The organism is Lederbergia graminis (assembly GCF_042655485.1).
Classification (GTDB): Bacteria; Bacillota; Bacilli; order Bacillales; family Bacillaceae_C; genus Lederbergia; species Lederbergia graminis.
Window position 1 is genome coordinate 77,589 of the sequence record NZ_JBHSMC010000001.1, and the last position, 12,223, is coordinate 89,811.

Annotated in this window: 17 protein-coding genes and 1 riboswitch; of the genes, 10 read left to right on the forward strand and 7 right to left on the reverse strand. The window is 35.4% G+C overall.

Annotated elements, in window-relative coordinates; genetic code table 11:
• Positions 1 to 145: 145 nt before the first annotated feature.
• From ACFPM4_RS00430 to ACFPM4_RS00440, 3 genes are all read left to right on the forward strand, one after another.
• Positions 146 to 952 (forward strand): SDR family NAD(P)-dependent oxidoreductase, encoded by an 807-nt coding sequence (locus ACFPM4_RS00430; RefSeq protein WP_144919680.1) that lies wholly within the window; start codon positions 146 to 148, stop codon positions 950 to 952.
• Between the two features lie 138 nt (positions 953 to 1,090).
• Complete coding sequence (locus tag ACFPM4_RS00435; RefSeq protein ID WP_382346433.1) at positions 1,091 to 2,353, forward strand: Y-family DNA polymerase; 1,263 nt, start codon at positions 1,091 to 1,093, stop codon at positions 2,351 to 2,353.
• 14 nt (positions 2,354 to 2,367) lie between these two features.
• On the forward strand, positions 2,368 to 2,703 hold the full coding sequence (locus ACFPM4_RS00440; RefSeq protein ID WP_382346436.1) for a YolD-like family protein: 336 nt from the start codon (positions 2,368 to 2,370) through the stop codon (positions 2,701 to 2,703).
• A gap of 44 nt (positions 2,704 to 2,747) precedes the next feature.
• Here the strand turns inward: ACFPM4_RS00440 and ACFPM4_RS00445 are convergent, their stop codons facing one another.
• On the reverse strand, positions 2,748 to 2,954 hold the full coding sequence (locus ACFPM4_RS00445) for a CDGSH iron-sulfur domain-containing protein (RefSeq protein WP_144919683.1): 207 nt from the start codon (positions 2,952 to 2,954) through the stop codon (positions 2,748 to 2,750).
• A gap of 127 nt (positions 2,955 to 3,081) precedes the next feature.
• Between ACFPM4_RS00445 and ACFPM4_RS00450 the strand changes: the two genes are divergently transcribed.
• Positions 3,082 to 3,408, forward strand: coding sequence for an iron-sulfur cluster biosynthesis family protein (locus ACFPM4_RS00450; RefSeq protein WP_382346439.1), 327 nt, complete (start codon positions 3,082 to 3,084; stop codon positions 3,406 to 3,408).
• Between the two features lie 218 nt (positions 3,409 to 3,626).
• Here ACFPM4_RS00450 and ACFPM4_RS00455 read toward each other — a convergent pair whose 3' ends face one another.
• The gene (locus ACFPM4_RS00455) at positions 3,627 to 4,793 is read right to left on the reverse strand and encodes a toxic anion resistance protein (protein ID WP_144919685.1); all 1,167 of its coding nucleotides are present in this window, start codon (positions 4,791 to 4,793) and stop codon (positions 3,627 to 3,629) included.
• Complete coding sequence (locus ACFPM4_RS00460; RefSeq protein WP_144919942.1) at positions 4,790 to 5,443, reverse strand: 5-bromo-4-chloroindolyl phosphate hydrolysis family protein; 654 nt, start codon at positions 5,441 to 5,443, stop codon at positions 4,790 to 4,792. Before ACFPM4_RS00460 ends, ACFPM4_RS00455 begins: the two co-directional genes overlap by 4 nt.
• Before the next feature lie 213 nt (positions 5,444 to 5,656).
• On the opposite strand from ACFPM4_RS00460, the gene ACFPM4_RS00465 reads away from it, so the two are divergent.
• Positions 5,657 to 5,914, forward strand: a complete 258-nt coding sequence (locus ACFPM4_RS00465) for a YqkE family protein (protein WP_382346444.1) — start codon at positions 5,657 to 5,659, stop codon at positions 5,912 to 5,914.
• Positions 5,915 to 5,952: 38 nt separating this feature from the next.
• Here the strand turns inward: ACFPM4_RS00465 and ACFPM4_RS00470 are convergent, their stop codons facing one another.
• From ACFPM4_RS00470 to ACFPM4_RS00485, 4 genes are all read right to left on the reverse strand, one after another.
• Positions 5,953 to 6,570, reverse strand: coding sequence for a class D sortase (locus tag ACFPM4_RS00470; RefSeq protein ID WP_144919687.1), 618 nt, complete (start codon positions 6,568 to 6,570; stop codon positions 5,953 to 5,955).
• 55 nt (positions 6,571 to 6,625) lie between these two features.
• A complete protein-coding gene (locus ACFPM4_RS00475) occupies positions 6,626 to 6,955 on the reverse strand; it encodes a helix-turn-helix domain-containing protein (RefSeq protein WP_144919688.1) in 330 nt (109 codons plus the stop codon).
• Between the two features lie 69 nt (positions 6,956 to 7,024).
• On the reverse strand, positions 7,025 to 7,180 hold the full coding sequence (locus ACFPM4_RS00480; RefSeq protein WP_144919689.1) for an anti-repressor SinI family protein: 156 nt from the start codon (positions 7,178 to 7,180) through the stop codon (positions 7,025 to 7,027).
• Between the two features lie 35 nt (positions 7,181 to 7,215).
• Positions 7,216 to 7,299: riboswitch (cyclic di-GMP riboswitch) on the reverse strand.
• A gap of 239 nt (positions 7,300 to 7,538) precedes the next feature.
• On the reverse strand, positions 7,539 to 8,468 hold the full coding sequence (locus tag ACFPM4_RS00485; RefSeq protein WP_382346449.1) for an aldo/keto reductase: 930 nt from the start codon (positions 8,466 to 8,468) through the stop codon (positions 7,539 to 7,541).
• Between the two features lie 123 nt (positions 8,469 to 8,591).
• Between ACFPM4_RS00485 and ACFPM4_RS00490 the strand changes: the two genes are divergently transcribed.
• The 5 genes from ACFPM4_RS00490 (at position 8,592) to ACFPM4_RS00510 (ending at position 12,220) form a co-directional block, all read left to right on the forward strand.
• Positions 8,592 to 9,146: an NUDIX hydrolase gene (locus ACFPM4_RS00490; protein ID WP_144919691.1), complete on the forward strand. Its 555-nt coding sequence runs from the start codon at positions 8,592 to 8,594 to the stop codon at positions 9,144 to 9,146.
• Complete coding sequence (locus ACFPM4_RS00495; RefSeq protein ID WP_144919692.1) at positions 9,143 to 10,300, forward strand: endonuclease Q family protein; 1,158 nt, start codon at positions 9,143 to 9,145, stop codon at positions 10,298 to 10,300. Before ACFPM4_RS00490 ends, ACFPM4_RS00495 begins: the two co-directional genes overlap by 4 nt.
• An 84-nt stretch (positions 10,301 to 10,384) precedes the next feature.
• Positions 10,385 to 11,026, forward strand: a complete 642-nt coding sequence (spoIIM, locus tag ACFPM4_RS00500; protein ID WP_144919693.1) for a stage II sporulation protein M — start codon at positions 10,385 to 10,387, stop codon at positions 11,024 to 11,026.
• Between the two features lie 124 nt (positions 11,027 to 11,150).
• A complete protein-coding gene (gene fur / locus ACFPM4_RS00505; RefSeq protein ID WP_144919694.1) occupies positions 11,151 to 11,615 on the forward strand; it encodes a ferric iron uptake transcriptional regulator in 465 nt (154 codons plus the stop codon).
• A gap of 284 nt (positions 11,616 to 11,899) precedes the next feature.
• Positions 11,900 to 12,220: a YqzK family protein gene (locus tag ACFPM4_RS00510; RefSeq protein ID WP_382346455.1), complete on the forward strand. Its 321-nt coding sequence runs from the start codon at positions 11,900 to 11,902 to the stop codon at positions 12,218 to 12,220.
• The last annotated feature ends 3 nt before the right edge of the window (positions 12,221 to 12,223 follow it).

Consider the following 12,223-nt stretch of genomic DNA (forward strand, 5'->3'; position numbering starts at 1 on the left):
ATGTTAGTTCCTGTCCATAGGCGGAGATTAATGCTGAACCTCCACCGTAGTTATAGGAAAATGATAAGAAGTCACTAGCAAATTGGAGATTTAATCATGGCATGTATAATTAAGTGAATTTTTTCATAAAGGAAGTTTGAATGGTATGGCAAGCATATTAAATAATAGGATTCGCGGAAAGAATATAGTGATTACTGGAGCGTCTGGAGGATTAGGTGAACAACTAGCATATTTATGCGCCAAAAACGGGGCTAATCTTTTTTTGCTTGCTCGTAATAAAAGGAAGTTAGATAAAATAGTTGCAACTGTTCATCAACAATATGCTGTAAAATGTACGGCTTTTGCATTAGATGTTTCTCAGGGAGAGCAAGTCAAACAAGTTTTTCTAAAAATAATGAAACAAGCAGGGACGATTGATGTACTTGTGAACAATGCTGGTTTTGGGATATTTGCAGAGGCAAAAAACACTGATTCAGCGGATGTTGAGGCGATGTTTTCTGTTAATGCTGTTGGCTTAATCACTTGTACACAGCAAGTGATACCATCGATGTCAAAACAGCAGTATGGCCATATTATCAATATTGCGTCTCAGGCGGGTAAAATTGCGACTCCGAAGTCAAGTGTATATGCAGCAACTAAACATGCTGTTTTAGGTTATACGAATGCATTAAGAATGGAAATGTCGCAAGTTGGTGTGTATGTAACAGCAGTTAATCCTGGGCCAATTCGAACGGGTTTTTTCCAAACGGCAGATCCAGGTGGTTCTTATCTTGAAAATGTTGGACGTTTACTTCTAGAACCAGAAAAGGTTGCAGAAAAAATTGTGCGAGTGATGCTTTCAAACAAACGCGAAATCAATTTGCCGCGTTGGATGAATAGTATTGCTACTCTGCATACAATGATGCCAAGTATTGTAGAACGACTTGGTAAAAAGGCCTTTTTCAAAAAATAAATGTATATAAGTTAAAACAAAAAACTCTCTTCTACGGAAGCGGGTTTTTATTGTTTTAGGGAATAAATTCCATTGAATAATTCTCTATAATCGGCGTATAATTAGAACAAATGTTCGTTGTTAAAGGAGACGAGGAAAATGGCTGTAGAGTATAATATGCTACCACGTCATAAAATACTTTGTATTGATATGAAAAGCTTTTATGCGAGCTGTTCAGCTGTAATGCAAGGACTCGATCCATTACAATGTCATCTTGCTGTAGTCGGTAATTTAAGCCAGCCTGGAAGTATTGTCCTTGCTGCATCTCCACGTATGAAGAAAGACTTCGGTATCAAAACTGGATCAAGATTATTTGAAATTCCAAATGATAAACGAATTAAACTCGTGGAAGCACGAATGAGTCTGTATTTACGAATATCTACGGAAATTATCCGGCTTCTTCATCGCTATGTTCCAAAGGAAGCAATTCATGTCTATAGTGTCGATGAAAGTTTTATTAAAGTTGATGGAACGAGTGCTCTTTGGGGCGATGCTAGAACAGTCGCCGAAAAAATCAAAGATGATTTACTGCGTGAATTTCAATTGACTTGTTCCATTGGTATTGGTCCTAATATGTTAATGTCAAAACTTGCTCTTGATTTAGAGGCAAAGAAAAATGGGATTATAGAATGGACATATGAGGATGTACCGGATAAACTTTGGCCAGTAACCCCATTAAGAGAAATGTGGGGGATAGGTCGGCGTGTTGAAAAAACATTAAATAATATGGGGATTTTTTCAGTAGGTCAACTTGCACAGAGTGATTTAAATTTGCTTGAAAAGAAGTTTGGGGTAATGGGGAATCAACTTTACCATCACGCATGGGGAGTGGATCTTTCCGAATTAGGTGCACCGATTATGGAAGGTCAAATTAGTTTTGGAAAAAGCCAAATTTTACTACGTGATTATGAGAAAAAAGAAGAAATCATGACGGTCATATTAGAAATGTGTGAGGAGGTTGCAAGAAGAGCGCGAGAATCTCGTAAGGCGGGGAGAACAGTCAGTCTCGGCATTGGTTATAGTGAAAAGGAATTTAGCGGTGGTTTTCTGCGTTCCTACACGATGGAGGAGCCGACAAATACAACAATGGATATTTATCGGGTCTGCTGTAAACTTTTCGAAACACATTACACTGGAAAGATAGTGCGACAAATATCTATAACATTAGCTAAGATTACAGATGATCAGCACATGCAATTAGATTTATTTAAGCCAAACAAGGTGCGCGAAAAGGAACTTGGATATGTCGTTGATCAAATTCGTCGCCGGCATGGAGCAACGTCTCTATTGAGAGCTATCTCTTATACAGAAGGTGGAACAACACGGAGAAGAGCAGCTCTTGTTGGTGGGCATAAAGCATAGAAGGAGGGGAGCGTATGATTCGTGACAGGGGGCGAATAAAATGGAATTCACTGATGCTTCCAGAACATGTAAAAATGCTGCGGAGTTGGGCAGAGGAAGATTTACAAGAGCAAGCCAAACAGTTAGATGAACAGAAATTAGAGATACTAAATGAGAGAGCGGAAGAGGCAATGAAGGATTGTACGCAAGTGATTATTACGTATTTTAACGTTGCTCAGTATGATCAAATAAAAGGGAGGATTATTTCTTACAACCCTTTAAAACAGCAGTTATGCCTACTGGATGAAGAAGAGCAAAAGCAATGGATTAATGTAGAGACTATTGATCAAATCGATATGATAGATGAATGAACAAACCCGCAATCATAAATGACTGCGGGCTTTTTACAAGAAATTTAGTCAATTTCTTCTGCTCTTACAGATGATTCAAATACACCTTTATGAGATCCATCGCAAAAAGGTTTGCGCTTGGATAGACCACAGCGACATAATGAAAATGTTTGTTTCGTAGGGATAACATTTCCTTCTCCATCTATTAATTCTACATTACCGGTAATTCGATAAGAGCCATTGTCATTCACTTTAATTTGTACTTTATCCATAACTAAACACACCCCTTATATATTCTTGTAATTAAAATACTAGAAGGTAAAGCAAAGAAATGCAACCTTATATATGAGAGTGAGGGTAATATGGTAAAATAAAAGGGAGAAAGGATGGTGCATTTTGATGAAACTAACGATTACAGACGAAGCTGTAAACCAAATCGAAGCAAAAAAGCAGAATCAAGATTTTGTGGTAAAATTAAAATATGAAACAGATGGCTGTGGTTGTGCAGTAAGTGGAGTACCAACACTACAATTAATGAAGCAGCAGTCATTAGATCAAGAGGATATTGCCTTAAAAACAAATGCCATGGATGTTTATATAGAAAAATCAAAGGAAATTTTCTTTGCAGATGAATTAAAGCTAGATTATTCCGTACAAACAGGATTATTCCGCTTAGTGAGCCCAGGAGAAATATTAAATGGCAGAATGAGTTGCACGATTCAATAACAACAGTGAGACTGGGACAAAAGAAAATAGATGAAATTAAAAACCGAACTATCGTTTGAATCAAAGATAGTTCGGTTTTATTCTGCGTTCGAGAAGGGGTCCACTATACGAATATAAACTAATCAGCGAAGTGTATTTCCAAAGCGTATAGTTACACTATACATTGTCCTAATTACGTCTAGTTTTCAAATGGTTTTGTCCCATCTTCTTTACTATTGTTATGTTAATTTTAGCAGCTTTTCTTTCAGCTCGTTTTCCATAGTGACAAGTTCTTGTTCTGCTTGTGCACGTTTTGCACGACCTTCTTGTTGGATTTTAATTGTTTCTTCTAATGTTGTAATTAGGTTAGACTGTGTTTTCTTCAATGTTTCAATATCAACAAGTCCACGTTCGTTTTCACGTGCAGTTTCAATTGTATTTGTTTTTAACATATCGGCATTTTTAAGCAATAAATCATTCGTCGTTTTCGAAACTTGCTTTTGAGCTTCAACAGCTTGACGTTGACGGATTAAAGTTAATGCAATTGCAATTTGATTTTTCCAAAGTGGAATTGCTGTCATAATGGAAGTTTGAATTTTCTCCGCAAGTGCTTGGTTTGTGTTTTGAATCATTCGGATTTGCGGTGCACTTTGTATCGTAATTTGTCTACTTAATTTCAAATCATATAAACGTTTTTCTAGGCGATCCGCGAATTGTACCATATCATTTACTTCTTGATAAGCCATTTGATCCCCAGATGCTTCTGCTTTTTTCTTTAATTCAGGAATTAACTGTGTACGTAACTCTTCTATTTTGAGTTCACCAGCAGCAATATAAATATTTAGGGCATGGAAGTACTCTTTATTTTTTTCATACAACTGTTCTAACGTTTTAATATCATCAACTAACGTTTGTTTTGATTGATTTAATTTAACTGTTATTCGGTCAATTTGCGCACCAGTTTTTTGGTATTTAGACATAATTTCTTGAATCGAGTTAGAAATTCTTCCAAACATCTTCGCAAAGAAATTCTTTTTCTCAGGTGTTAATTCATCCGGATTTACATCGCGAAGCTTACTCATTAAATCATTTAAAATATCCCCAATAGGACCGATATCTTTATTTTGAACGTGATCCAACATATGGGTAGAGAAGTTCAATAGTTGGCCTTGTGCTTGAGTACCGTAAGCAATCACGGCCTGATGATTAGCTGGATCAATTTGTTTTGCAAGTTCTAGTGCTCGCTTTCGATTTTCCTCAGGTAATGTATCAACTAAGCGTGCAGGTTTGGCCTCCACCTTAGGGGCAGGCTGTGGTACGAGCTCATCATCTCCAAATGGATTTGCAAGTAAGTCATCTAGGCTATCTGTTTTTAAAACGGAATTCGTTTGATTATTTTCACTCATTCTTTCGTGCTCCTTTCATCATCAAGCGGCTTGTAGTCCAGTTTTTTTAGTGAATGTTTAGCAACATCTAATTCAAAGTTTAAGTCATCAATATCAGCAGATAAAACATGGTATATATCTTTTTTTATCGATTCGCTTAAATCCTCTAGGGTGCTTTGCGTTTCTTTTAAGGAAATATACATTTTTTCATTTTTAACAGGTTGTGCAGCAAGCATTGCATAACGTTCAGATAATTCTACTACAGAATCAAGATGATAGAAGAAAAAACGTTCTGCACGATAAAAACGACGAGGATCTTTATTAATAATTCCAAACATGCGTTTCGAAAGTTTTGTCAATTCATATAGCTGCTTAAACGCACCCATTGTTCTAACAGAGAAGAACGCTTTTTGTAGTCGACTGATTTTTTTCTTTGCGTCTTGTAAATTTCTTTGAATATAGGCATATTCTTTTCTTGTTAATTTATTCTTTTTCAAAAATTTATAATTTATCACAGTTTTAATTGTGAAAAAAGTAATTCCACCGATTGCAATTGCAAGGAGAGAGGAATTAAGAAAATTCAAATCAAAACCAAGTAATAAAATTAACCAAATAATAAATGTTTCGCCGGCAGTAAACATACCGAGAAAAAATGAATAAATAGACCTCAACATGCATCGACTCCTATCCCAAACTATCCTTACATTATTTACGGACTGATGGTAAGAAAAGTTTCACCTATATATCTATTATAAGTAATTAACTGTGCTATTTAAAGTATAGAAAGCGATAAACAAAAAACTATAAAAACATACGTTGAAAAGATTGATTTACAATAAAAAATGTAAGACGATAGGAAGTAGAGGAAAAAGGGGTGGATGAAATTGGCAAAAAGAAAACAAAAACAACCACAGCATAATAAGCAGAAAAAAGATTCAGATGCGCTCACTTTAAAAGATGGTCTAAATATAGAGACGTTAGAGAAACTCAAACAAACTCAAAAACAATTGCTCGAGCAAGAAGAAGCGAAAAAAGCGGCTGAAAAGGCACGTTTACAAAAGGAAAGAAAACAACGTGAAAAAAATAAATCTTTCGAGGAATTATTAAACGAAACATCACTGAACTGGAAAGATTTTAAATAATATAAAGGCTTGGTTCCACATGTGGAAACCAAGCCTTTTTAAATAGATTCAGGCGATTCAATTCTCTTTGCTGTTAATACATAGCGATCAGGAGCATCGCCAATAAAATAAAACGGATAACAAGTTGATACAGTTAGGATTTCGTCAGGAGCAGTAGAGCGAATAACAGTTGTATCATCAGCATCTACGATTTGAGAACCAATAATTTCATAATAAAAATCCCCATAAGGCATTTCTACATGAAAAATATCACCATTTTCTAAATCACCTAATTTACGGAAAACAGTATCACGATGGCCAGATAATAGTATTTGATCTGGTTGACCTGGGAACACAGTATTGGAATAATGTCCAACACCTTTTTCTAGTTCTTCTTCATCTGTACCTTCGATGATAGGAAGTTCCGCATCCAACTTAGGGATATTTAATATGCCAATTACTTCGCCTTTTTCAAAGGAAATATCCAATACTTCTGTTTCATTCTTAGGTATCTCCTTTTTGAGACCTGACTCATGATGAACTAATTCTTTTGCTTGTGCCAATGAAAGATTCGTTTTCTTTTCTACAAGATAAATGTCTTTCAGTGCAGTAGCTACTAAGATGATTCCAGTCAAAATCAAAACAACGGAGACAAGTTGAAATAGTCGCTTCCGCATAATAATCGTGAACACCATCCTTAATAGAAAGTATAGAAGGCTACTATTTGATTTATTATTTATTTCTCATTTTCCATTTATTGAATTCAAGAAATTCACGAAATTCCTGTTTGGATATACCGGAAGACATTGCTTCACGGACAAGATCTTCCCAGTCACTATCAAGATTTGCATCTTGGTTTCCATCTGTTTCTCCATGCAGTAATGTTTGAACAGAGATGTTTAAAACGGCAGCGACTTTTTCAAGAAATTGTATAGAAGGGTTCGATTGGATATTGCGCTCGATCGAACTTAAATAAGATTTTGCAACACCAGCTTTTTCGGCTAATTCTGATAAAGACATTTTGTTGATATTTCGATATTCACGTATGCGTTCACCAATCATGTATCGTCACCATCCTTCGGGTATATTATAACATATAACGAAGGCATGTTTCATATTTAGAACAAAAAATCATTTCAATTTTCCAGTAGATGTTGATGGAACAACATGAGAGCGCTCTCTAAAAAATTGGCGAATATTTTCTACACTTATTCCTGACTCTATAGCAGATACAATTAATTCCACCCATTCCTCATCTAGGTGAATATCTTTTAGTGTTTTACCCAATGTTACCCCTCCGACATCAATAGTTTAGGTATGTTTTAGGTAACCCAGCCGCCGTAGTTCCTACCGTAGGCCTGTGGCTTTGCGTATCTGCCTTTCGATCAGACTTGCCTTTATCTTTGAAACATATCACTTTATACCTATATTATAGCTACTCCAAAAGTAACAATCTCAAGAAAAATGTCGATGTCGAAGGGTTTTTTATAGGGTGTATTATTACGCTACATATATCGAATCGTGTCGAAAATAGACGGTTTAAATAAAACGGAAAAAATTTATGCGTGATGTCTATAAAAATAAGGGTGAAAATTGTTAAGAAAAACAGTTATTACGATCGTTTTGTTGAACAAAATTTATAAAGTTATCTATGATTGGTATAGATGCTTTTCTTTGTAATCATTTCAATATATGCAAGCTCTTCTTTTGATAGCGGAAGCGCGTTAACTGCACGAGCATTGTCGCGAATTTGTTCTACTGAACTAGCTCCTGTAACGACAGATGCGACTTGGTCATGAGCTAAATTAAATTGTAATGCGATTTCATTAAGAGTACGAGTATTTGTATCTAAGAGCTTTGCTTTTAAACTATTAATGATTTCCTTTACTTCTAAAGCTGAATAATCTAAATAACTTTCCCAATCATAGTGTTCTGCTTCTAAACTTTCAATCATTTTTTCACTAAGCAAACCTTTTGCAACAGAACCACGCGTTACAATACTAATATTATGTTTCTTTAAGAAAGGCATAAGTTCTTCAGGACGTCGATCAAGCAGACTATATTGCATCATGTTACTAACAATATTTGACTTTTCTGCGAAGCTACGTATGACATTAGGGCGTATAGAGGATATTCCGTAGTACCGAATAAGTCCTTCTGCCTTTAATTCTTCAAAAGCTTCAATTGTTTCGTCAATAGGATCATCAATGGTACCACCATGGAGTTGATACAAGTCTATATAATCTGTATTTAGCCGGCGGAGGCTTTCTTTTACAGCATTTTTAATATATGACTTTGATGGATCCCAGTGCCATCCATCTTTTTTCTCCGTCCATCTATTACCAACTTTCGTTGCAATAATGACTTCCTCACGGTGAGGACGTAAGATGCTGCCGATTATTTCTTCGTTTATTCCATAATCATATAAGTCAGCTGTGTCAAAATAATTAATTCCCTCGTCCAGTGCAGCTTCGACTATATAAGTAGCTTTTTCTTTATTAGTACCTAGTGACATACAACCAAGTCCAATTTTTGATACAAATAAATCGGAATTGCCAAGTCTTCTTTTCTCCATAATTCCTCCCACCTTCACATTCGTTTACTTTCTATATTAACTGATATAATTAGATGAAAACAAAATTAAAGTTCTGGTAACACTATGCTATGATATGGAAAGGTAAAATTAGGGGGGAAAACAGTGAAGAAATTTGAAGAAAAAACAATTAAGTCAGAAGCGATTTTTTCAGGGAAAATAATTCAATTGCAAGTGGATGACGTATTACTCCCAGATGGTAAAGAGGCGAAACGAGAGATTGTAAAACATCCAGGTGCGGTTGCTATCATTGCGTTAACCGCTGAAAATAAGATAATAATGGTAGAACAGTATAGAAAACCACTTGAACGGTCCTTACTGGAGATTCCTGCAGGAAAGCTCGAGGTTGGAGAAGAGCCCAAGTTAACAGCTGAACGAGAATTAGAAGAAGAAACAGGTTATCGTGCTGGGAATATAGAGCATCTTATTTCCTTCTATACTTCTCCTGGTTTTGCTAATGAGCTACTCCATCTTTATATTGCAACAAACTTAGAAAAAGTGGAAAACCCATTAGCCGGAGATGAAGATGAATTTGTGGAACTTCATGAATTATCATTAGATGACGCGTTAAAGGCAGTGGAAACAAAGTGGATTTATGATGCGAAAACTGCTTATGCTGTCCAATACTTACAAATGAAATTGGCGATGATATCAAAATGAAACAATATTTTACGGATTTACATATACATATCGGGCGTACATTTACAAATAAACCAGTTAAAATTACTGCTAGTAAGACGTTAACCTTAACAAATATTTTACAAGCAGCAAAGTTTCCGAAAGGATTGGATATTGTAGGGGTAATAGATTGTCATTCCCCAGAGGTGATTGCAGAAATAGAGCAATTGCTAGACTCTGGACAACTTGTAGAGCAGGAAGGAGGAGGTTTTCGTTACGAGGATGAAGTAACTTTAATCCCAGGCTCTGAAATAGAAGTGTATGATGATAATTGTCAAGGACCGATTCATGTATTGGCATATTTTCCAACTCTGTCTGTATTAAAGGAGTTTTCATATTGGCTTCAATTGCGAGTGAAAAATCTGCAATTAAGTACTCAGAGGATGTACGAAAGTGCACTTGTTTTACAAGAAAAAGTGAAAGAACTTGGTGGTATCTTTATCCCTGCACATGTATTTACTCCTTTTAAAAGTTTATATGGAAAAGGGGTTAACAAATCACTAACAGAAGTTTTGAATCCGGATTTAATAGATGGAATAGAACTTGGATTAAGTTCTAATACCGAAATGGCAGATCAAATAGCGGAATTGCATCATTTTATCTTTGTCTCAAATTCAGACGCACATTCATTAGCGAAAATTGCTAGAGAGTATCAAATTCTCGAACTAGAGGCACCAACTTTTCAAGCTTTATTAAAAGCATTGCGCCAGGAAAGTGGAAATAGAGTAATCGCGAATTATGGATTGAATCCATTTTTAGGCAAATATTACCGCACAACATGTGCTACATGCTTTGCCCCACAAGAAGCAGAAACATGCCTGAATTGTGGTTCTACTAAATTCACTAAAGGTGTTTCTGAACGAATAGCACAATTAGCAGATGCAAAGAACTTGCCGGAAAGACCACCATACATTCATCAGGTTCCATTGGAATTCATCCCAGGACTTGGACCGAAGGCGATGGAAAACCTTCTCTATCATTTTGGGACAGAGATGAATATACTTCATCGAGTCGAGGCGGCTGATTTACAAAAAGTAGTAAAACAAAATTTAGTAGAGTTAATTATTGCTGCTAGGAGCGGTACACTAGAGTTAACAGCTGGTGGTGGAGGGAAATACGGAAGTGTAAAAAAATAGTATAGGAAATAATAGATTCTGGAGTCATATATAAGTTCTGTCCTTCATAAATTATATTAACTGGAGGACAGGAGGAAATAATAGATGCGCAAACGACTCTCTTCTAATCTTATAACTAGGCATTTACAAGAACATTCATCCATATATTTATTCCTTATGGTGTTATTCTTAATGGGGATTATTTTTGGGGCTATCATGGTTAATAGTTTATCGGATCATCAAAAAGAAGATCTATTTTATTATTTAAATCAATTTTTTGGACAAGTGGAAGAAGGGGCAATGGTCTCATCGCAAGATTTGCTAAAATTAAGTTTTCTACACAATTTGAAATTTGCTGGTTTAATCTGGATATTAGGGGTATCCATCATCGGACTTCCACTTATCTTTGTCTTATTATTTATTAAGGGGATTGTTGTTGGTTTTTCTGTAGGGTTTTTTGTTAATCAAATGGGATGGCAGGGCTTATTACTTGCTTTTGGTTCTTTATTGCCTCAAAATTTATTTATTATTCCTGCGTTCATTTTCGTTGCAGCTTGTTCGGTATCTCTATCGATAAAATTAATTAGAAAAATTTTTATTAGACAAACATTTTCATTTCAACTAGTACCAGTATTTTCAAGATATGTTCTTGCTTATATTGCTACAATATTAGTGATAACAATTGCTGCAAGTATTGAAGCGTATCTAACACCAGCTCTAATGAAAGCAATTATTGCAGGGTTTTAAATATCGATTTTCCTGTCATGCCAAGTCTCCCTTATTAAGTTCTATTTAATAATTATTTTAGTTTGAAAATAATAGTCAATCTGATATAATGAAGGGGATAGTGGCAAGGGAGGATACATATAGAATGGAAAGTCGAATTGATAGAATAAAAAAACAATTACATTCCGGAAGTTACAAACTTACTCCTCAGCGTGAAGCCACGGTCCGAGTTCTATTAGAACACGAAGAAGACCATTTGAGTGCAGAAGATGTCTTTATGCTTGTAAAAGATAAAGCACCTGAAATAGGTCTTGCTACAGTATATCGAACATTAGAACTATTAACAGAATTAAAAGTAGTTGACAAAATTAATTTTGGTGATGGAGTATCAAGATACGATTTACGGAAAGAAGGCGCAGCACATTTTCATCATCATTTAGTATGTATAGAGTGTGGTGCAGTTGATGAAATCCAAGAAGACTTACTTGAAGATGTAGAGAAGATTGTGGAACGCGACTGGAATTTTAAAGTTAAAGACCATCGTTTAACCTTTCACGGAATTTGCTGGCGCTGCCATGATAAGACTGAAGATAAATCAGAAAATGAATGATCAATTAACATTACTAGACCGTAGACAGTCTCGATGAAATCGAGTTGCCTACGGTCTTTTTTGATATAAAGATTTTGTTTTTTAGTAGCCATAGAGTTCGATGAGGTATGGCGAACACCCTATGGAATCATAGGGATGCTGTTACTTTACTCATCTTTATGAAGACAGTTTTTCATTTTTATCTAAATAATTGTCCTCATATATAAATTGTCTACCACTAAATTTCAATGTTTACCTCGATAGAAAAGGTTTTTTATATGTTTTTATAAAAAATATCGTTCCGCATGAATAATAAAAGACAAGCTGGACATATGATGGTAAAGGAAGAATTTATCTTTAACATACATAAAACAATGCCTTCAAAAGGGATGATTATAATGAAAAACATATTTAAGACTTTTTTTAAGACCTTTCGAATTCTAATATTGTTTATTGGATGCACGATCCTCTTCTATTATGGTATTATGTGGATAAATCAAGAATACCAAAATTATAAGCGTTATGATGAGCCAGAGGGTAAAGCAGTGAAAGCTTTTCAACCAATTGAGAACGAAGGGAATGATTGGTTTTCTCGGCTCTTGCTTTTTTATCAGAATGGAGAGTAGGGT